This window comes from Kitasatospora sp. NPDC056327, from assembly GCF_042261735.1.
Taxonomy (GTDB): Bacteria; Actinomycetota; Actinomycetes; order Streptomycetales; family Streptomycetaceae; genus Kitasatospora.
This window is the reverse complement of record NZ_JBHJRC010000135.1, coordinates 1-21,349: the sequence shown is the minus strand read 5'-3', so window position 1 is coordinate 21,349 and position 21,349 is coordinate 1. Positions and strand designations below refer to the sequence as shown.

Below are 21,349 nucleotides of genomic sequence, written 5' to 3'. Positions count from 1 at the left end.
GGGGGGCCCCCCGGGGGGGGGGGGGGCCCCCCGCCGTGTGCCCCGCCGCGCCCCGCCGTGGAGGCCTCGGTGATGCCGGGGGAGGGTCGGCGCCCAGGGCCGGCGCCTACGGCCGGCGGCGTCGCCGGCGGGCGGTGAGGAGGGTCAGGCTGCCGCCGGCGAGGAGGGAGGCGGTGCCCGCGGCCGCGGTGCCGAGGGCGGTGGCGCCGGTGTGGGGCAGGACGCCGGGGGCGGACGGCGGAGCGGGCAGGGGGCCGGGCCGGACGGTCACGGTGGCCGTGGACGGCGGCGCGGTGGCGGGCCGGCCACCGCCCGGGGGCGTGCCGGCCGCGGTGGCCGTGTTGTCCAGGGCGCCGCGCGCGGCGTCCCCGGAGGTGACCCGGTAGCCGGCGGTGCAGACGAGCCGTTCGCCGACGCCGAGGCTGCCGGCCGGGCAGGAGACCGGGGAGAGCGCCCCGGAACCGTTGAACGCGCTCTCGGTGACGGTGACCCCGGTGAGGGTGACGTTGCCGGTGTTGGTGAGCGTGAACGCGTAGGTGACGTCCTCGCCCACCGCCGCCGAGGCGCGGTCGGCGCTCTTGACGAGGCTCAGCCCGGGCGCCGGCACGCCGGTGACGTCGGCGGTCGAGGGCGGGCTGGTGACGCTCCCGCCGCCGGGCGGGGTGCCGGTCGCGACGGCCGTGTTGCGGAACGCGCCCGCGTCCACGTCCGCCTGGGTGACCACGTAGGCGGTGCTGCAGAGCAGTTGCTGCCCCGGCCGGAGGCCGTCCTCGTCGGCCGGACGGCAGACGACCGGCGCGCGCCCGCCGGTGCCCGTGAAGGCGGTCTCGGTCACCCCCACCCCGGTGAGCGTCACGTTGCCCGTGTTGGTGATCGTGTAGGTGTAGACGACCTGCTCGCCGGCCCGGCCGACGCTCGCCGGGGCGGCCGTCTTCTCCAGGACGAGGGCCGGCCGCGACTCGTGCGGCACGGTCGCGGTCGACGGCGGGCTGGTGACGGGGGTGCCGCGGCCGGGCGGAGTGCCGGTGGCGGTCGCGGTGTTGCGGACGGTCCCGCGGTCGGCGTCGGCCTGGGTGACCACGTACGTCGCCGTGCAGAGCACCTGGGCGCCGGGGGCGAGCGAGCCCGCCGCCTCCGGGCAGCCCACCCGCGGCGCCGGCCCGGAACCCGTCCACGCGGTCTCGTCGACGGTGATGCCGGTGAGCGTCACATTGCCGGTGTTGGTCACCGCGTACGTGTAGGTGACGGTCTGCCCGACGACCAGCCGCTCCCGGTCCGCGGACTTGACGACGGTCAGCGCGGGCCTCGGCTCGGTGGTGACGCTGGTGCCGCCCGGGGGAGAGGTGACGGGTGTGCCGCCGGGCGGGGTGCCGCCGGCGGTGGCGGCGTTGTCGATCCGCCCGGCGTCCACGTCGGCCTGGGTGACGACGTAGGTCGCCGTGCAGGTGACGACGCGTCCGGGGTCCAGCGAGACGGCGCCGTCGGGACAGGAGACGGCGGAGAGCCGCCCGGAGCCGCTGAACGCGCCCTCGGTGACGGTGATCCCGGTGAGGGTGGTGTTGCCGGTGTTGGTCACCAGGTAGGAGTAGGTGACGGTCTCCCCGGCGACCAGGTGCTGCCGGTCGGCGCTCTTCTCGACCACCAGCGACGGCCGGGGCACGAACGGCACCGTGACGGCGCCGGGGGGAGAGGTGACGGGTGTGCCGCCGCCGGGCGGGGTGCCGGTGGCGGTCGCGGTGTTCTCGACCAGGCCGCCGTTCACGTCGGTCTGGGTCACGGTGTACTCGGCGGTGCAGGTGATCACCGCGCCCGGGGCGAGCGAGGCGGCGCCGTCCGGGCAGACGACCGGCGAGAGGGTGCCGCTGCCGGTGAACACGCCCTCGTCGACCCGCACCGGGGCCAGTGTCACATTGCCGTTGTTGGTGAGCTCGAAGGAGTAGTGCAGCACCTGGCCGGCCTGGAGGGGCCCGGTCCCGGCGGCCGTCTTGCGCAGCGTCAGATGGGGGCGCGGCGGCGCCGTGACGGTGGCCGAGACCTCGGGGGAGACCGGCCGGCCCAGCCCGGGCGGCGGGGCGGCGGTGGCGGTGGCGGCGTTGCGGACGGTCCCCGCGTCCACGTCCGCCTGGGTGACGGCGTAGTGCGCGGTGCAGGCGACCACGGCGCCCGGGGGCAGCGGATCGTCGGGGCAGCCGATCTCCGGTGCCTCGCCGCCGCCGGTGAACGCGGTCTCGGTCACCGTCACGTCGGTGAGGGTGACGTTGCCGGTGTTGGTGACGAGGAAGGTGTAGACCACCTGCTCGCCGGCCGCGCGGACGACCGAGGGGTCGGCCCTCTTCTGCAGGCCGAGCGCCGGCCGTGACTCGTGCGGCAGGACCACCGAGGACGGCGGGCTGGTGACGGGGGTGCCGCCGCCGGGCGGGACGCCGGTGGCGGTCGCCGAGTTGCGCAGGGTGCCGCGGTCCGCGTCCTGCTGGGTGACGGTGTAGCGGGCGGTGCAGGTGACGGAGGCGCCGGGGGCCAGCGGACCGGCCGGACAGTCGGCCCGCGGCGCCGGTCCGGAGCCGGTCCACTCGGTCTCGGCGACGGCGACGGCGGTGAGCGTGACGTTGCCGGTGTTGGTGACCGTGTAGGTGTAGGTGACGCTCTCCCCGGCGACGAGCCGCTCCCGGTCCGCGGACTTGACCACCGTCATTGCCGGTTCGCGGTCCGCGGTGACGGTGGTGGTGCCCGGGGGAGAGGTGACGGGGGTGCCGCCGGGCGGGGTGCCGGTGGCGGTGGCGGCGTTGTCGATCCGCCCGGCGTCCACGTCGGCCTGGGTGACGACGTAGGCCGCGGTGCAGCCGACCGAGCGGCCGGGCTCCAGCGTGACCGGCGCGTTCGGGCAGGTGACCGGGGGCAGCGGCGCTGATCCGGTGAACGCGCCCTCGGTGACGGTGATCCCGGTGAGGGTGACGTTGCCGGTGTTGGTCACCTCGTAGGTGTAGGTGAGGGTCTCGCCGACGGTCAGCCGCTGCCGGTCCGCCCGCTTGTCGACGTCCAGCGAGGGCCGGGGGACGAACGGCACGGCGGTGGACGACGGGTCGGACACGGTCCGGCCGCCGCCGGGCGGAGTGCCGGTCGCGGTGGCGGTGTTCTCGACCGAGCCGCCGTTCACGTCGGCCTGGGTGACGGTGTACCCGGCGGTGCAGGTGATCACCGCACCCGGGGCGAGCGAGGCGGCTCCGGGCGGGCAGACGACCGGCGACACGGTGCCGCTGCCGGTGAACGCGGTCTCGTCGACGGTGACGCCGGTGAGGGTGACGTTGCCGGTGTTGGTGACCTCGAAGGAGTAGTGCAGCACCTGGCCGACCTGGAGCGGCCCGGTCTCGGCCGCCGTCTTGCGCAGGCCGAGGTCCGGTCGGGCCGCCGCGGTGACGGTGGCGGAGGCCTCGGGCGAGACCGGTGGGTTCATGCCCGGCGGCGGGGTGCCGGTGGCCACGGCGGTGTTGTCGATCCGCCCGGCGTCCACGTCGGCCTGGGTCGCGTCGTACGCCGCGGTGCAGGTCGTCGAGGCGCCCGGGGCGAGGGTGTCGGCCGGGCAGACGGGCCGCGGGGCCGTGCCGGTACCGGAGAACGAGGTCTCGTCGACCACCGGGTCGGTGATCGGGAAGGTGCCGCTGTTGGTGACGGTGTAGGTGTAGACGATCCGGTCGCCGGCCCGGCCGACGGCCACCGGGTCGGCCGCCTTGGTCAGGGTCAGCGAGGGCGCCGGGGCGATGGTCAGCGGCCAGTCCTCGACCTCGCCGGAGTCGGCCATGCCGGTCGGGGAGTCCACCTGCGCCTGGTCGAAGCCCAGCCGGAAGCGGCTCCACGTCGGCCCGGGCACCACCCCGGGCGGTACCGTCCAGGTGAAGGTCGCGGAGGTCCCGCCGGGCGGCACCGTCACGGTGGCCAGCTCCGCCGCGGAGAAGGTGCCGTCGCGGTCGAAGTCGATCCACGCCGCCGCGCGGGCCGCCGTCCCGGCACCCGACACCGGGACGGTCAGCGAGTACGGCCGCCCGGCCGTGCCGGCGGTGAGGGTGCCGAAGGCGGGGTTCAGGTCGTTCTCGTCGCCGTCCACCCGGCAGGCCCGGGTGATCGCGGTGCCGGGCAGGTCCTCGGTGGCGTCCGGGCCGAGCGTCAGGTCGCCGATGACGTGGGAGGCGCTGCCGTAGGAGGCGGGCGCGTTGGAGCAGTCGTTCTGGACGAGGGCGGAGAGCGCCCAGTCGTCGCGGCCGTTGGTCTCGGCGTTCGGCGGCACCGCGACGGCCTGGGTGACGAAGTCGACGGAGAAGGTCAGCGAGGTGACCGTGCCCAGCAGTGGCACGCTGCCGCAGCCCGCCCGCAGCGAGGTGTTGGCGTCCTGGCAGTTCGCCTGCGCGGCGCCGCTGCGGGGCCGGATCGTGCGCCCGGCGACCAGCAGGGTGGCGCCCGGGTCGGCGCGGCCGACCTCGACGGGCCGGTCGGAGCCGGTGAGGGTCAGCTGGGAGAAGGTGCCGGAGGTGAGGCCGGCGCCGTTGACCCCGGCGCCCAGACCGGCGAGGTTGAGCACCGGGTCGCGCACGGGGTGCTTGAAGGTGACGGTCACCGTGCCCGCCGGGCAGACGGAGTCGGCCGGGCAGTTCTGCAGCGGCAGCGTCCGCACCTGGATCGCGTAGGCCCTGGCCGGGTCCACCTCGGGCTGGTAGTGGGAGGCGGCCGGGTTCCCGATGGAGCTCAGGGTGAGGCCGCTCTGCACCTCGATGTTGCCGGAGACCGCCGCCCGGACCGACATCCCCGAGGGGAACGGGATGTTCCGGGAGCCGCCGAACCCGGGCGTGCCCGTCCCCGGGCCGCTCGGCGCCTCGTAGGCGAGCGCGGGCGCCGCCCCGAGGACGACGGCGAGCGCGGCGAGCAGGGCGGCCAGGGGGCGGGCGAACGGACGTCCCGTGCGCCGCGAACGTCCTGCACGTCCCACGCGTCCGGGAGGTCTGTCGTGGGTGCCGCGGGTCGGTCTGCGGGTGCGGGACATGCAGCTCTACCACCTGTCGGTCGGACGCGCCATCGGGATCGGCGACGGCCGCGGGGCGGTGTGCCCGGACGACCGGGGCCCGCCCGGGCGCACGGCCCGTCCACCGGCAGCGACGCTGCCACCGGGGGCGAACGCCCGTCCGGAGCAACGCGGGGGGAATCCCCTGAACGGGCGCAGCCGCACCCGCCGTTCGGCCCTCGCGCCCGCCCGCCCGTTCGGCCCTCGCGCCCGCCCGCCCGTTCGGCCCTCGCGCCCGCCCGTCCGGCCTGCGGTCCGGCCGACCGGGCGCCCCGCCGGCCCGGCGTCAGCGCGGACGCAGACCGGTGAGGAACACCTCGAACACGCGCTCCCGCCCGGCCGGGTCCGGGCCGAGCTGCTCCACGGCGGCACCGGCGCCGACCAGCAGGGCGAGCAGTTCGGGCAGCGTCAGCTCCGACCGGACCACCCCGGCCTGCTGCGCCCGTTCCAGGAGGCCGGCCAGCAGTTCGCGGATCGCCGCCGAGGGCCCGCGCAGCGAGGCGTGGACGTCCACGCCGGCCGCCGCGAGGGCCTGGGTGAAGGCGCTCTTGCCCGCGGACTGTTCGACGATCAGCCGGAAGCAGTCGAACAGGGCCCCGGCGGGCTCGGACGCGGCGGCCACCTGCTCCGCCCGGGCCGCGACGCTCTCCAGCCGACGGACCATCACCGCCTCCAACAGGGCCTCCTTGCTGGGGAAGTGCCGGAACAGCGTGCCCACCCCGACTCCGGCGGCACGCGCGATCTCCTCGGTCGGCACCCCGACGCCCCGGGTGGTGAACACCTCGGTGGCGGCCTCCAGCAGCCTGGCCCGGTTGCGGGCGGCGTCCGCCCGCAGCGGGCGTTCCCGAATGCCGCTCATGTCTCTCAACTCCCTTGCTCCGCAGGCCGGAACGACGAGTCGCCGACCCCTGGACAACCGGATCGGTGAGTCCGTATCTTCTGAAGCGGAGTCGCTGGTCCGGTTCTGGCGACGTGTCGTGCTGGGGGTTGATCATGTCCGAAACGCGCTCGCCGCGCGAGGTTTTCCACGCACTGCTCGACGGCATCACCGGCCGGCGGTTCGCGGAACTCGACGCGCTCTACGCCGAGGGCGCCGTGGTGGAGGCGGTGTTCGAGCCGCTCGGACCGCGCCGCATCGAGGGGCGGGCGGCCCTGCGCGAACGGTTCCTCGCCGTCGGCGAGCACTCGCCGCTCGAACTGGCCGCCCGCAACGTCGTGGTGCGCGGCACCGACGACCCCGAGGTGGTCGTCGCCGAGTGGGACTACCTGGTCCGCCACCGCACCACCGGGCGGGAGATCACGGCCGCCAACATCCAGGTGCTGCGCGTGCGCGACGGCCTCGTCGTGCACAGCCGGGACTTCCACGACCACCTGGCCCTCGCAGGCCTGCTCGGCACCCTGCCCAACCTCGTTCCGACGCCCGAGGAGCGCCAGGACGCCCCCTCGTAGCCGGACCGCCCGCCCTCCCGCCCCGGCCCCGCCGCCCGGGTGCCGCTGATCGAAGCGCCGGTCCTGATCCGAGCGGCACCTCGCCCCCGGCTGTCCGGGGGGAGGCCGGGGGCGAGGGGGCCGATCCGGTTGCCTGTTTCCGCTGCCGGCTTCCGCGCCGTCAGCGTCGGCGGCGCAGCAGCTCCCACAGGACCGGGCCGGTCAGGCCGACGGCGGCGGCGGTCCGGGTCGGCCAGCCGACCTGGAGGTGCAGGGACGCGGTCGTGAGCAGCCCGTGGCCGTGGACCGCGATGTCCCGCCATGTGACGGGGCGGTCGCCGCCTCCGGCGGACGGGAGGGGACGGCGCTGATGTGTCATGATGGAACCTCTTCCGGCTCTTTCCAAGGGGCAGCGAGGAAATGCGGGCCACTCCTGGCAGGGGGTGGTCCGCACTCGCTTCCGGTGAGAGTACCTTCCGGTGTGACGCTCCATCAAACGCGCAGGTCTGTGCGCATATTTGGTGCGGGTGAGAGGCTCGGAACGCCATCCCTCCGGGCCTCGAAGCATCAAGGGTTGCTCTTTGGCCTGATCCCCAGGAGCAAGCGATGGTGCAGGTCGGGGCGTTCTGGTGGTCGTTCATCGGGCGGAAGGAATTCTTGTTCCTTTCCCCGCCCTGAAAACTTGAGAGTATTGGACGTGCCGCGCCGCGCCGGACGATATCGCATCGATATTGCTTAACGCTGTGAATCGGGGCCGTGTTGTCCCAGGGGCCGGCGACGTCCCCGCTCTCGAAAACGGAGGAAGTCATCGGCCCGGCCCGTGGCCGGGGCAGCCCTCGGGGCACCTCCGGGGTTCGCCCCCGCACGGTGACGGCGCGGGGTGGTGGGCGCCCGGGGTCTTCGGCGGGGTGCGGCCGGGCGGTCGGTACCGTTGGGCGGTGAGGGGGTTTGACGCCCGGCGGGCGGTGCGGTTGTCTGCCCCGGGCGGGGCAAGGGGCGGCCGTGGGGGAGGGAGACCCGGTGGCGGTGCGGGACGAGGCCGGGGCACTGGTCGCGCGGGGGCGGCGGTTGCTGGACGAGCACGACGCGGCCCCCGATCCGCGGCGGGCCGGACTCGCGCTGTCCGGGGCGCTCACCGCGTTCGCCGCGGCGCGCACCCTGCTGGAGGACGCCGGTCCGGCGGTGGCGCCGGAACTGCTCGCCGAACTGCTCGCGGAGGTGCGGTTCCTGCTGGGCGTGACGCTCTCCGTCCGCTACTGGCGGGCCCTGGAGCAGCCGGAGTTCACCGAGGACGACGCGATCCGCGCCGGTGTGCTGGCCGAACGGGCCGACGCCGTCGAGCTGTTGGCGTTCACGATGGCGACCTTCGGCCCGGACGCGGCGGAACGGCCGGCCGTGGCGGCTCGGCTCGGCCTGCTGCTGCACGCGCGCTTCGAGGACGGTGCGACCGCCGGCGTCACCGACCCGGCTGCCCGCCCGGACGACCTCGACCGGGCGGTCGAGGCCCTGCGGCTCGCCTGCCCCGTCCCGGTGCCGCCCGGCCCCTGGCGGGCGACACCGACCGGGGACGATCCACCCGAGGGGGAACGGGCCGGGTACGAGGAGCAGGATCCCGGCCTCCTCGCCACGCTCGGCTGCGCCCTGGCCGACCGAGCCGACCGAGCCGGCCGTGCCGACCGCGTCGGCCGGCCCGGCGACCGCGCGTCCGCCGAGGCGGTGCTTGAGGGCGTCCTGGACCGCCTCGGCGCGGCACCGTGGCGCGGGCCCGACGGCGCGCCGCACCGGCCGGGGCCGGACGTCGAGCCGGGGCCCGCCGACCTCGCCGAACCGCTCGAACTGGAGGTCCGCGAGCGCCTCGCACGGCTGCTGCTGGAGCCCCCGGGCGGCAACGGCAACGGCAACGGTGAAGGCGCCGGCGAAGGGGAGGACGAGGGCGAGGGCGAGGATGAGAAGGCGGCGCGCGCCGACCGCGCGATCGCCCACCTGGAGGCGGTCGCGGCCGGCACCGCCCCCGACTCCCCCCACCGGCTGCACGCCGCCCTCCACCTGGTCGAGCTCTACTGGTCCCGGGGCGGCGACGCCGTCCGCCCCGGGGACGCCGCCCACCGGCTGGCCCGCCTGCGCGACCTGCGCCGCCTCCTCCCGCCCGACCACCCGGACGGCGGCACCGCGCGCTGGTGGCTCGGCAACACCCTCGTCCGGCTGGGCCTGTACGACCGGTACGCCGCCACCGACGAGGCCCGCGAGGCGGCGGAGGTGCTGCGCGAAAGCCTCGCCGGCATGGCGCAGGACCACTCGGTTCGACCCGCCTCGCACGCCGTGCTCGGCTCCCTGATCCACGCGCTCTCCCGGCACGAGCCCGCGAACTACCCCGTGGCGGAGGCCGTGCACCACCTCACCCGGGCCGCCGGGACCATGGCGGCGGAGGAACACGGCGTCTCGCGCGCGGAGGTGCTCAACCACCTCGCGGACGCCTCCATCGCCAGGGACGTGTACTCCACCGACCGGGACGGGCTGGAGCAGGTGATCGGTCTGCTGGACGACGCCCGCGCGACGTCCCCGGGCACCCGGCAGGCGGAGGGGGACCTGCACGGCTCGATGGCCGCCGCGCTCAGCAAGCGGTTCGCGCTCACCAACACCGTCGGCGACCTCGACGAGGCGATCCGCCACCAGCGCGCCGCGTTCCGGCGGGCGGCGTCCGACGACCTCAACCGGGTGGTCTACCTGGAGAACCTGGCGGTCAGCCTCTACCAGCGCTACCTCGCGGGCGGCGACCACCAGGACCTGGAGGCCTCCCGGCGCTACCTCGACGAGGTCCTGGCCTTCCTGCCGGAGGACGGGCACACCGGCACGGCACGAATCCTCGCGGCCCAGCGGCCGGTCCACGAACGGAACCGGCTGCTGCTGGAGTTCCAGGAGGCCATGGCGCTCGGTGACCGGGCGCGGACCGGCCGGGTGGTGACCGCGTTGCGGCCGCTGGTCGAGGCGATGGCCGAGGACGACCCGATGCGGCTGATGGCCCTCGGCGACCTGGGCGCGGTGATGTTCGTCCACGCTGCCCCGGCGGCCCGGGACGCGCCGGAGCTGCTGGCGGAGCCCGTGCGGCTGATGACGGAGGCGGCGGCCCGGACCCCGGCCGGGCACCTGCACAAGGCCTTGCTGACCATGCGGGCCGCGGGCGCGCTGGTGCTGGTCGCCGAGGGACCGCCGTTCTCCGAGCACACCGCCGGTGTCGCCCTGGCGTACCTCGACGACTTCCTCGCCGGCGCCGACCCGGCCGGGCTGGAGGGCTCCCGCGCCCGGATCCAGCGGGCCCACCTGCTGCTGCGGCGCTACCAGCACGCACGCCGGCCGGCCGACGCCGCCGACGCGCTGGCGACGGCCGGCGCCGTCCGCGAACGGCTCCGGCACCTGACGCCCACCCGGGTGCTGGCCGGGGTGAGCGGCCTCCTCGCGACGGTCCACCGCGCCCGGCTCGGACCGGGCGACCGGCGGGCCGGGCGCGGGTACGGACGGGCCGCGCTGCGGGAGATGGCCGCCGCCACGCTGCTGCAGGCCGCGGCGGCTCCGGCGCTCGCGATGGCCCGGCAGAGCGCGGCCGACGCGCTGCGCCTCGCGCACTGGTACCTCACCGACGCCGAAGAGGCGGCGGAAGCGGAAGCGGGGGAGGCACCGGACCCCGCCGGACGTCCGCGGGGGCGGGCCGGTCGAGGTGCCCGGGGCGGTCGGGACGGCCGGGACGGCATGGAACAGCCGGATGGCCGGGGCGGTCGCGGCAGCCGGGACGACCCGAAGGGCCCGGGTGGTCCCGAGGTCCCCGCTCACCCGGACGACCCGAACGGCCTCGGTGCTCCGGACTTCCCCGACGAACCGGACGGTCCCGGCGCGGAGCCGTACCTGCGCTCCGCCGTCGAGGCGCTGGAGCTGGGCCGGGGTCTGGTCCTGCACGCCTCCACCGCCACCACCGACGTCCCGGACCTGCTGCGCTCCGCCGGACACCCCGACCTCGCCGACGCCTGGTCGGCGGGCGGTGAGCCGGGCACGCACGGGGCCGCCGCGGCGGCCGGCTTCGACACGCCGCTCGCGCTGCCCGGCACCCTGCTCGCCACCCTGCCCGGCGGCGCCGACGTCCCCATGCCGGACGACCTGCGCCGCCGCGCGCTCACGGCCCTCGCCGCCTCCCCGGTCGGGGCGCCGCTGGTGGCCTCGCCCCCGGTCGAGGAGATCGCCCGGAGCCTGGCCGCGGCCGGCGCGGACGCCCTGGTCTACCTGCTGCCGCCGGGGGCCGACCGCAGCGCCCAGGCACTGCTGATCACCGCCGTCCCGCAGCACGACGGGGCGGAGGACACGGCGGACGGCGCGGTGAGCGGCGCCGTCCACCTGCTGCCGCTCACCCTCGTCAGCTCCGAAGCGCTCGGTGGGCACGGCCCGCTGACCTCCTACCGGCAGGCGCACCTCTACCGACAGGCCACCCTGGGGACCCTGCCGCCCCGTCACCCGGAGCGGGTCGCCGCCCGCCGCCGCTGGCAGGCCGCCCTCGCCGAACTCTGCGACTGGGCCGGCCCCACCGTGATGCGCCCGCTGCTGCGCCACCCCGCCCTGCGGCAGGCGGCCCGCCGCACGTCCGCCGGTCCGCCCCGGCTGGTACTGGTGCCGTTCGGCGAGCTGAGCGCCGTGCCCTGGCACGCGGCGCTGGTCGACAGCGGACTGCGCAGCGGTGGCCGGCCCGTCCGGGCCGTGGAACGGGCGGTGATCTCCTACGCGGCGTCGGCGCGGCAGTTCTGCGAGGTGGTCCGGCGGCCCAGGCTGCCGCTCGCCGAGCGGCCGGTGATCGTCGGCGACCCCACCCGGGAACTGATGTTCGCCGAGGCCGAGGCCGAGTACCTGCACGCCGACTACTACCCGCACGGCACGCTGCTCGGTTACGTCGAGGACGCGGCGGGCGCGGGCACTCCGGCCGAGGTGCTGGCCGCGCTGCCCGCCCCCGGACGGCCCGGGGCGTCCGTCCTCCACCTGGCCTGTCACGCGCTGCCGTCCGGAGCGTCGCCGCTGGACGCCCACCTGGGCCTCGCGCCCGATCCGCGCGCCGGCGACCCGGCCGGCCGGCTGCCGGTCGGCGACATCCTGCGCCAGGCCCAGGGCCGCCCGGCGGGATCGCCGGGCGGGCTGGTGGTCCTCGACGCCTGCGTCAGCGACCACACCGCGGGAGACCCCGACGAGGCGCTGACCCTCTCCAGCGCCTTCCTCGCGGCCGGGGCGACGGGGGTCGTCGGCTCGCGGTGGGAGGTGGTGGACGAGATGGTGTGCGTGCTGATGTACGTCTTCCACGGCTGCCTCGCCGCCGGGGACCCGCCCGCCGACGCGTTGCGCAACACCCAGCTGTGGGCCCTGGACCCGGACCGCCGGCTGCCGGCCGGCACGCCGCCGGAACTCGTCGCCCTGGCCCGGCACACCCCGGACGCCCTCGACGTGTGGGCGGCCTTCGTCCACCAGGGCAACTGACACAACGACAACTGGCGGAAAGCGAACGGAACTGACATCGGAGCGGCCGGCGGGCCGGCCGTGGCTCCGCGGGGGCCGACCGGTGCCCGCCTCGCCGGACGGCGAGGGCCTGCGCCGGGGGTGACCGACGGGGTGGCGAGCGCCACCGGGAGAATCGGCACCCGAACAACGACCGCCCGAACAACGACCGCCCGAACAACGACCACCCGAACAACGACCACCCGAACAGGGACCCACCCGAACAAGCGCCACCGGAGCGAGGGCGACCGCGCCACGCGCCACCGGAGCCACCGAACCGCCCCGACCGAGGATGTTGATGGACATCACGAGCCTCACCGCACTGCTGGTCGCCGTCGTCGGCGTGGCCGGCACGCTCGCCTCCGCCCTGCTGACGCAGCGCCGGAGCGACGCCCTCCGCCGCGAGGAGCGCGAACTGACCGATCGGCTCCGGCGGGAGGAGGCGGCGGAGCAGCGCCGCACCGTCGACCTCGCCGAACGCCGCGCCGGCTACACGGCGTACAACATCGCCGCGCGCCAGTTCCTCAGCGCGCTCAACGACGCCATGCACGCGCTGCGCCGCGACCCGGCCACCGCCGGTCCCGAGCTGGCCACGATGGAGGCGCTGCGCGTCGAGTACCGGAACTGCTACGCGGAGGCCCAGATGGCCGTCCCGGACCGGGTGCTCGCCGAGGTCACCCGGGCCAACCGCAGCCTGAGCACCGTGTACGGCATCCTGAAACGCCTCGCCCACGGCAGCGCCGGCCAGGCGGGCCCCGTCGGTCCGACGGACCGGGACGAGAGCCTCGCCACCGCCGTCGGCGCCATCGAGACCTGCTGGACCCACCTCGCGCGGCTCCGGGTCACCATGCGCAGGGACCTGGGGATCTCCGCCGCTCCGCCCCCGGCGGCTCCGGACGCGCCCTGACGGCCCCGGGGGTGCCGGGGGAGTCCGACAGGAGTCGGCGCCGACCGGAGGGCGACGCGGGACGGGGGTTCGGGAGCGGGGGTTCGGGAGCGGGACGCTCAGGGGAGCGCCAGCTCGTTGCGGGCACCGGTGACCTGCCGCAGGATGCCGTGGGCCCCGGCCGCCCCGGCGAGTTCGGTGGCCCCGGCGAGGAGCGCGGCGGCGTCCTCCCGGCGGTCCTGCCGGGCCGCGAGGCGGGCGAGCCCGACCAGGTCGGCCGCCACGCCCGGCAGGAAGCCCAGTGGTCGGTGCCCGGTGGCTACGGTGTCACGGCGGGCTCGGCCGGGGCGGCGTCGGCGAGTGTCCGCAGCCGGTCGGCGTCGCACGGCAGGCCGTTGAAGCGCAGCACCTCGCGCAGGTCGGCCCTGAACACCCAGGCCCCGGTGCTGTCGGCGATGGCGCGGATCACGGTGCGCTGGGCGTCGGTGAGCGGTTCGGCGTCGTCGTAGGCCTCCGTCGGGAAGACGATGTCGAGCAGGGCGTTGGCGACGAGGACGGCGTCGACGGCGCTGACCTCGTCCAGGGTGGCGCACAGTTCGTCCAGCAGGGGTTCCGCCCGGTCGGTGGGGAGGAGGGCCAGGGCGGTCACCGTGTCGGTGGACCGGTCGCCCGAACCGAGGTAGAGGCCGTCGTAGCCGGACGGGTCCAGGTCGCCCCGGAGTACCTCGACGAGGATCCGGGCGGCCGGGTCGGCGGGGGAGTGCCCCCGGCGCACCCAGCTCAGGGCGGCGCAGAAGCGCAGCAGTGGGTCGTCGTCGGTCAGGTGCCGCTCCAGCGCCCGCCGGGTGTCGGGCTCGGCGTCCGCGTCCGCGTCCGCATCCGCACTCCGTTCCCCTTCCGCTTCCGAGGGGGTCCCGTGGAGCGCCAGAGCGAGCAGGATCTCCCCGCGGATCTGCGGTGCGGGCTCGGCGGCGAGGCGCTCGCCCAGGGCCCGTGCCGCCGCCTCGCCCGGTGCCGCGGCGAGCAGGACGACGGCCCGGCGCCGGATCCCGGGCTCCGGGTCGGCGGCCAGCCCGGTCCAGGTCGGTACGGCAGCGGTGAGGGCGGCGTAGACCTCGTGGTAGGCGGACTCGACGCCGTGGTGGGCGAAGTGCAGCCCGGGGTCGCCGGCGTCTGCGGGCAGGTCGGCCATGATGCTCCTGAGCCGCTGGGTGGCGTCGAGGTCCCCGTCGCGGGTCGCGACGGCGGCCATCAGCTGCAGCAGGCCGGCCCGGGCGCCGTTGTCGCCGGGACGGCCGGCCAGCGAGGTCAGGAACCGGAACGCGGGCCCGGTCGCCCCCGCGATGGTGTGCTGGTGCAGCAGCATCTCCGACAACTGCGCCAGGGCCAGGGGGAACGCCTGCGGGACGGTCAGCCCCTTGAGCAGGAACGGCACCGTGTCCGGACGCCCGAAGAACGTCCCCAGCCGCTCCCAGTCGACCGCCCCGGACCTGTCGAGTTCGGCGGGCTCCGGGGCCGAACGCCAGGCGTACAGGGTGTGGGCCGTCGTACCGAGGGACTCGTTGCGGGCGAGGTCGAGCCCCGTGAACGACACGGTCCCCAGCTCGGTGCCCGCGGAGTCGAACAGCCGCCAGGGCCCGACCGGCCCGCCGCGGCGTCCGCTCTCGACGTGGCCCTCCGCGACGACCGCGCCGTCCGGGTCGAGCGAGCGCCACCGTTCGACCGGCTCCTCCTCGCCGACGTCGCCGGTGGGGGCGACCTCGGCGAGCCGGGTGCCTTCGGCGTCGAACCACTGCTCGGCGACGAGATCGCCGTCGCGTTCGGTGCGTTCGGCGCGGACGGCTCCGTTGCCGTGGAAGCGCCGGTGGACCGCGCTGCCGTCGGCCGGCCACTCGCACTCCCGGTCGAGCACGCCGCGCTCGTACCTGCGCTCCGCCAGCAGCCCGCCGTCGGGCCGGTAGCGATCGACCCGGTAGAGCGTGCCGGAGCCGAGGTACGTCCGGAGCTCCGTCGGCCTGCCGTCGGTGAAGTCGGTCTCCGCGTAGCCGTGGTAGACGCTGTCGGGTGCGTGGTAGCTCGGCCCGTCCGCGGCGGTGGTGGTGTGCCACGCCTGGTCGAACCGCAGCCACGTCCCGGTCGCCGCGCCGGTCGCCTCGTCGAGGTCGCCGGCGACGTACGCGAGCAGGCCCGCCACCCACACGGCACCGTCGGTCACGCGCTCCGACGGTACGGCGGGCGGGACGCGCACCTCGGTCAGGTCGGCCCCGCGGGCCCGTCCGGGACCGTCTCCCGGGCCTGCCGGGCCTGCCAGGTCTGTTGGGTCTGCCGGGTCTGTTGGTCCTGCGGCGTCCCGGCGCAGCAGTCGCAGCGCCAGATCCGGCAGGCCCGCGTAGGCGGCGTGCCGTGCGGCGCCCGGGGAGGCACCCAGACCGGCGGCGAGGAACAGTTCGACCGACGCGCCGTCGCCCTCGCGGGCCGCCTCGATCAGCGGGCTCGGCTTGGCCTGACCGTTGGGGAACACGGCGACCTCGCGGCCGCCGCGGTGGTAGGCCACGGCGGAGAACGGGGCGCGGGCGGGGCGTTCGGTGCGGTCGCCGGCCGTTGCGGCGGAGGGTACGTCGTGGTGCTCGGCGCGGACGGCGAGGGTGCCGTCCGGGCGGTAGCGCAGCAGCGTTCCCCGGCGTGTGCCGTCCAGCCACTCGCTCTCCTCCAACGGGCTCCCGTCGGGCCGCCACAGCCGCCACCGGCCGGTCGGCCTGCCGCCGGCCCGCGCGCCGGCGCCCCACGCGGGGCACGGCGGGCCGTCCTGGAGCAGGTCCCACGCTTCGATGTACTCGGCTTCGGCCGGTACGCCCTCGGGGCGCGGAGCCGGGGCGGTCGTGGACAGATCGTCATACATGGCCCGTATGAAATCACCGACCACCGACAGGGGAGAAACAACTGGTCGGAATACCGGGGTGGTTGGTGTGGACCGGGTGGCTGTGCGGAGTGCTTCCCGCCCGTCTACCCCGTCTACCCCGCCTGCCCGCCTGCCCGCCGGCCTTGCCCGCCGCCCCGGCCCGGCCTGGCGGTGTGGTGGCGGGCGTCGCTGTTTCCGCCGCCTCCGCGGCGGCGGCTCCACGTCCGCAGCCGGGCGAGGAGTCGCAGCGGGGCGAGGAGTCGCGGTGGGCCGTCGACCGCCCCGACCGACCCCCGCCCGTTACGTGCTGCGCATGGCGGCGACCGCGGTCATCCTGCCGACGCGGCGCGCCGGCAGCACGGCGGCGGCGAGGCCGGTGAGGACGGTCAGGCCCAGCGCGGCGAGGACCAGGAGCACCGGCGGGCCACCCGTCGTGCCGACGGTGGCGGTCACCGAACGGGCGGCGGCCCAGCCGTAGCCGATGCCGAGGGAGGTGCCGAGCAGTGCCGCGGCGAGGGAGAGCAGCAGGGCCTCCAGGGTGAGCATCCGGCGCAGTTGGGTGCGGGACATCCCGATGGCGCGCAGCATGCCGATCTCGCGGGCGCGTTCGCTGATGCTGAGGACGAGGGTGGCGGCGACGCCGAGGCCGGCGATCACGACGGAGAATCCGAGGAGGGCCATCGAGATCAGCATCATCCGGTCGAGCATCGAGCGCAGGCTCTCGGCCCGGGCGCCGGCGTCGGTGACGGTGAGCCGGGGGTGGGCGGCGAGGGCGCGGTCGAGGGCCCGGCGGGCGGCGGGGCGGTCGGTTCCGGAGGCGGGGTCGACCCAGACCGTGGTGGCGGGCGCGCCCGGGGCGATCCGGTCGAGGGTGGCCGGGGTGACCAGCAGGGCGGCGTCGCTCTCCAGGACGAACGGCAGCGCGCTGCGGCCGGGTTCGATGCGCAGGACGGTGGCGGCGGGGGCCGGGGGAGCGGTGGTGCCGGCAGGAGCGGGCGCCGCGGTGGTGGCTGCCGGGGCGGTCACCGTGACGGTCGGGCCGCCGTCGACGAGGCCGCCGAGCGCGGTGCCGTCGGTGAGGGCGCGGGCCCGGTCGAGGTCGTCGGTGGTGGGCTTGAGCCGGGCCGGGTCCACGGCGGCGACGAGGGTGTCACGGCCGTCCACCCGGACGCTGGCCGAACGGACCGGCGTGACGCTGAGCGTGCGCTCCCCGGTGAGCGCCGTGAGCGCTTCGGCGGGCACGCCCCCGTCTGCGGCGCTCGTCACCGAGAACACGCCGGGCTGGTGGGCGGAGACGGCCGGCACCAGCGAGTTGGAGGTGATCTCCAGGGTGGTGACCGCGCCGACCATCACGGTGACCCCGAGCAGCAGGGCGGACCCGGTGGCGCCGGTGCGCAGCGGGTTGAGGCGCAACTGCTGGGTGGCGAGCCGGCCCGCGGTGCCGCCGAGGCGGCGGGCCGGGGCGCCCAGCAGCGCGACGCCGGCGGGCAGCAGCCGGTGGGCGAGCCGCAGGACGCCGAAGAAGCTCGCGATCGAGCCGACGGTGACGGCGAGCAGGGAGAGCGGCGGCGCGGCGAACGCGCCCAGGACGACCAGGGCCCCGCCGGCCACCAGCAGGACCGCGGACCACACCGTGGCGCGGACCCGGGCGACGGTGCCCACCGGCGCGCCGTGGCCGGCGCCGCCGAGTGCGGCGATCGGCGGGACGGCGGAGGCGGCCTTCGCCGGGCCGCGCACCGCGAGCAGGGTGAGCAGCACGCCGAACAGGGCGGCGAGGGCGCAGACCAGCGGCGAGGGCGCGAACGAGAGGTGCACCGGTCCCAGGTCGGCGACCGCCGCCGCGGCCTGGCCGGCCGCGCAGACCCCGATGCCGAGGAGCACCCCGGCGACGGAGGCGCCCGCGCCGAGCAACAGGCCCTGACGGCGGATCAGCCGGCGGACCTGACCGCGGTCGGCGCCGACGCAGCGCAGCAGCGCCAGCTGGCGGGTGCGCTGGGCGAGCAGGACGGAGAAGGTGTTGCCGACGACCATCCGGGCGACCGCGAGCGCGATCAGGACGAAGGAGAGCGCGGCGACCAGCACCATGCCGTACATGGCGCCACTGCCTCGGGTGGCGGCCTCGACGGAGGCCTCCCGGGTGCGCACCTCGGTTCCGTCGGCACCGCCGCTGCCCGCGTTGCCGCCGCCGGTCTCGCCGCTGCCCGTGCCGCCGTCGCGGAGCGCGACCCGCAGGGCTTCGGCGGTGCGGGGCCGGGAGGCGTCGGGGGCGAGCCTGACGTCGAGCTGCGCGGCCACGGCGCCGGGCGTGTACCGGCCGACCGCGCTCTCCGGGACCCCGATGACGGGGTGTCCGGCGAGGCTGGGCGCCCCGCGGCCGTCCAGCGTGCCGGTCAGCCGGGCGGTGGCGGGGGTGCCGTCGGCCCCGGTGAGCCGGACCTCCGCGCCGGGGTGGACGCCGAGCCGCTCCGCGGTGCCGGCGTCGAGCACCACCTCGCCGGGCCCGGCGGGCCACCGCCCGGAGGCGAGCAACTGCCAGCGCAGGCCCGGGTCGGCGGCGACCGAGCTGATCACCGCACCCTCGTCGAGCGGGCGTCCGTCGCTGGTCAGCAGTCCGCCGCGGCCGGTGAGGCGCGGCGCGATCGCGGCGACCCCGGGCACCCGGCGGACCCGGTCGGCGGTGGCGGCGTCCACACCGCCCCGGGTGACCGGGCGGGTGATCTGGACGTCGCCGGGCCCGACCTCGGCCGCGGCGGTCTGGCCGAACGAGTCCACGAGGGCGCCGCTGCCGCTCACGGAGGCGATGAGGAAGGCGACGCCGAGCGCGATCGCGGCTCCGCTGAGCAGGAACCGGCGCAGCTGCCCGCGGAGTTCGGCGAGGGTGTAGCGGTAGGTGGTCATCGTTCCCGGTCTGTGGGTCCACGGCCGGTGCGTCCGGCGCGTCGTCGCCGGTCACCGGTGGTGAGGAATGGTGATCGGCTTCGAGCGTAGAAGGCCGGCCGGGCCCGTTCGATCGGCGCGAGGTCGTGTTCGCGGTCGCTCCGGCGGCGGACGCCGGGACCGTCGCTCTCCTTCTCGGGAGGTACATCGCCCCCGAAGGAATCAGACGCCGGTCGCTACCGGGCCGGCCGTCGACGGGACTCTCCGAGGTGAACGTTCCGGGACGTCCCTCCCCGGTGTCCCGCCGGCGGGAACCGCGCGGCCCGCTCCTGCGTGGTCCGCTACGGTCCCCGACCGTCCCTGACCGTCTCCGTCTTCCTCGTCAACCGTGGAGCACCGTGACCGACACTCAGACTCTCGGAATCGTCAGCCTCGCCAGCACCGCGCTGTCCGTCCTCACCCCCGTGGTCGGTGCGGTGGTGGCGGGCACGTTCCTCCGCCGGCGCGGCCGCAACGCCCGGCTGGCGATGATCGGCTGCCTCGTCATGGCGCCGGGCCCCCTGGTCTTCACCGTGGGGGTGGCCCTCGGCGGCACGAACTTCTTCGGGGACGACCCCGTGCTGGCGATCAGCATCGTCTCGGTGGCAACCATCCCCTTCCACCTCGTCGGCTTGGGCCTCATCCTCGCCGGCGCCCTCGCCGCCCCGGACCGGGCCCCCGTCCACACCCATCCCGCCTACCACCCCACCGACGCGCCGCCGCATCCCTGACCGCCGACCTCCGACCCCGGGCCCCGGGCCCCGGGCCCTTCCAGCGGCCACCCGCGCGCAGGAAGTCGGACCCGCCGACTTCCTGCGCGCGTGCGGATCAGTCTCCGCCCCGCTCCGCCCACGCCGACCCGGACCGCCCGTCCCGCCCCGCGCCGTCGCGCCCCGCGTCGTCCCGTCCGAGTGCGACGCCTCGCCGAACCCTCGGGGGCCGGTACCCCGCCGGTCGTCCCGGCGGGCTCGGCGCCCGCCGCACGGAGCACGGCGCGGGTCCGTCCCCGCGACCGGGCCGCCGAGGACGCAGCACTGCGCGGCGTGCAGGCCGTCTGCGCAGGGCCGTACGAGCGCATCCCCGGTCGGCTGATGCTCCGACAGTTCTGCTGTTCGTCAGGCCACTTCGCATGATCCAGCCCTCTTGTGCCCGCCCCCGGTATGGACTAGATCTCTTCTCACGATTGGTACAGACCATCTGACCCCACTCAGACAAGGCCACCAGTATGTTCAGACGCACCTCCGCGTTCCTGGCGACGGCTCTGCTCGCCTCGCTCGTCGCGGCCCCCGCGACCGCTCACGCCGATGACGGCGACCGCCACCGGCTGCCCGGCCACCGGGTGGCCTACTTCACCGCGTGGAGTGCCTACAGCGGCTTCTCCGCCAAGAAGGTCCAGGACTCGGGCCAGGCGGCGAAGCTGACCGTGATCAACTACGCCTTCGGCAACATCTCCCCCGAGGGCACCTGCTTCGAGGACAACCTCGCCGACCAGGCCGACGCCTGGGCCGACTACCAGCGCCCGATCGGGGCGGCCGACGCGGTGGACGGCGTCGCCGACGCCGAGGACCAGCCGCTGAAGGGCAGCTTCAACCAGCTGCGGAAGCTGAAGGCGAAGAACCCCCACCTGAAGGCCGTCATCTCGATCGGCGGCTGGGGCTGGTCCAAGTACTTCTCGGACGTGGCCGCCACCGACGCCGCCCGCAAGAAGTTCGTGGCCTCCTGCGTCGACCTCTACATCAAGGGCAACCTGCCGCAGCTGGGCTCGCCGGAGGGCGGCCCGGGCAGCGGCGCGGGCGTCTTCGACGGCATCGACCTCGACTGGGAGCACCCGGGCGGCGACGGTCTGCCGGACAACTCGGTGCGCCCGGAGGACGGCCGCAACTTCACCCTGCTGCTGGCCGAGTTCCGGCGGCAGCTGGACGCGCTGGGCGACGGCGGGCGCGGGCGCCGCCTGCTGACGGCCGCCGTCGCCGCCAACACCGACGTGGCGGACCGGCTGGAGCTGAGGAAGGTCGCCCGTCACGTGGACTACCTGAACCTGATGACTTACACCATGCACGGCTCCTGGGAGCCGCAGGGTCCGACCAACCACCAGGCCAACCTGTACACGGACCCGGCCGACCCCTCCGGCCCCGGCAGCAGCTACAGCGCGGACCGGGTGGTCCGGCACTACCTGGCCGGCGGCCTGCCGCCCCGCAAGGCGGTGCTCGGGGTCCCGTCGTGGGGCTACGGCTGGACGGGAGTGCCCGCCGGGCCGAGGAACGGCCTCTACCAGCCCGCCACCGGCATGTCCCCGCGCGGCGGCGGCCAGCTGCCCTACAAGGCCATCAAGGACCTGCCGGGCGCCGTGCACACCGACCGCGAGTACGGCGCGGCCTGGAAGTACGACGGCACCGAGTTCTGGACGTACGACAACCCGGCCACCGCCACCCAGAAGGCCCGCTACACCCAGCGGAACGGTCTCGGCGGGGTGATGGTCTGGTCCCTGGACGGGGACGACGCCCAGGGCTCGCTGATCGCCGCGCTGGACCGCGGCCTGCGGCGGTAGGCCGAGGAGCCGACCCGCGGTCATGACCCGGCGGCGGGCGGGGCGGCCCCCCCCCCCCCCGCGGGGGGGGGGTTAAAAAAAAACCACCCCCCCCGCAAAAGAACA

At 76.1% G+C, this 21,349-nt stretch carries 11 protein-coding genes; 5 read left to right on the top strand and 6 right to left on the bottom strand.

Annotated features, from left to right (window positions below; genetic code table 11):
- Positions 1–106: 106 nt before the first annotated feature.
- Positions 107–4,975, bottom strand: coding sequence for a GEVED domain-containing protein (locus ACFCX4_RS20290; protein ID WP_376144315.1), 4,869 nt, complete (start codon positions 4,973–4,975; stop codon positions 107–109).
- Between the two features lie 358 nt (positions 4,976–5,333).
- A complete protein-coding gene (locus tag ACFCX4_RS20285; RefSeq protein WP_376144313.1) occupies positions 5,334–5,906 on the bottom strand; it encodes a TetR/AcrR family transcriptional regulator in 573 nt (190 codons plus the stop codon).
- 134 nt (positions 5,907–6,040) lie between these two features.
- Between ACFCX4_RS20285 and ACFCX4_RS20280 the strand changes: the two genes are divergently transcribed.
- A complete protein-coding gene (locus tag ACFCX4_RS20280; protein ID WP_376144311.1) occupies positions 6,041–6,496 on the top strand; it encodes a nuclear transport factor 2 family protein in 456 nt (151 codons plus the stop codon).
- A gap of 160 nt (positions 6,497–6,656) precedes the next feature.
- Here ACFCX4_RS20280 and ACFCX4_RS20275 read toward each other — a convergent pair whose 3' ends face one another.
- A complete protein-coding gene (locus ACFCX4_RS20275; protein WP_376144309.1) occupies positions 6,657–6,854 on the bottom strand; it encodes a hypothetical protein in 198 nt (65 codons plus the stop codon).
- A gap of 623 nt (positions 6,855–7,477) precedes the next feature.
- Here ACFCX4_RS20275 and ACFCX4_RS20270 point away from each other — a divergent pair.
- Together ACFCX4_RS20270 and ACFCX4_RS20265 are read left to right on the top strand one after the other, a co-directional pair.
- A complete protein-coding gene (locus ACFCX4_RS20270) occupies positions 7,478–11,977 on the top strand; it encodes a CHAT domain-containing protein (protein ID WP_376144307.1) in 4,500 nt (1,499 codons plus the stop codon).
- Positions 11,978–12,293: 316 nt separating this feature from the next.
- The gene (locus ACFCX4_RS20265) at positions 12,294–12,902 is read left to right on the top strand and encodes a hypothetical protein (RefSeq protein WP_376144305.1); all 609 of its coding nucleotides are present in this window, start codon (positions 12,294–12,296) and stop codon (positions 12,900–12,902) included.
- Between the two features lie 98 nt (positions 12,903–13,000).
- Here ACFCX4_RS20265 and ACFCX4_RS20260 read toward each other — a convergent pair whose 3' ends face one another.
- From ACFCX4_RS20260 to ACFCX4_RS20250, 3 genes are all read right to left on the bottom strand, one after another.
- Positions 13,001–13,165, bottom strand: a complete 165-nt coding sequence (locus ACFCX4_RS20260) for a hypothetical protein (RefSeq protein WP_376144304.1) — start codon at positions 13,163–13,165, stop codon at positions 13,001–13,003.
- 35 nt (positions 13,166–13,200) lie between these two features.
- Positions 13,201–15,780 (bottom strand): hypothetical protein, encoded by a 2,580-nt coding sequence (locus tag ACFCX4_RS20255; RefSeq protein WP_376144302.1) that lies wholly within the window; start codon positions 15,778–15,780, stop codon positions 13,201–13,203.
- Between the two features lie 300 nt (positions 15,781–16,080).
- On the bottom strand, positions 16,081–18,678 hold the full coding sequence (locus ACFCX4_RS20250) for an ABC transporter permease (RefSeq protein WP_376144300.1): 2,598 nt from the start codon (positions 18,676–18,678) through the stop codon (positions 16,081–16,083).
- 377 nt (positions 18,679–19,055) lie between these two features.
- On the opposite strand from ACFCX4_RS20250, the gene ACFCX4_RS20245 reads away from it, so the two are divergent.
- The gene (locus ACFCX4_RS20245) at positions 19,056–19,427 is read left to right on the top strand and encodes a hypothetical protein (RefSeq protein ID WP_376144298.1); all 372 of its coding nucleotides are present in this window, start codon (positions 19,056–19,058) and stop codon (positions 19,425–19,427) included.
- 494 nt (positions 19,428–19,921) lie between these two features.
- Entirely contained in the window at positions 19,922–21,244 is a 1,323-nt protein-coding gene (locus ACFCX4_RS20240; RefSeq protein ID WP_376144296.1) for a glycoside hydrolase family 18 protein, read from the top strand.
- The last annotated feature ends 105 nt before the right edge of the window (positions 21,245–21,349 follow it).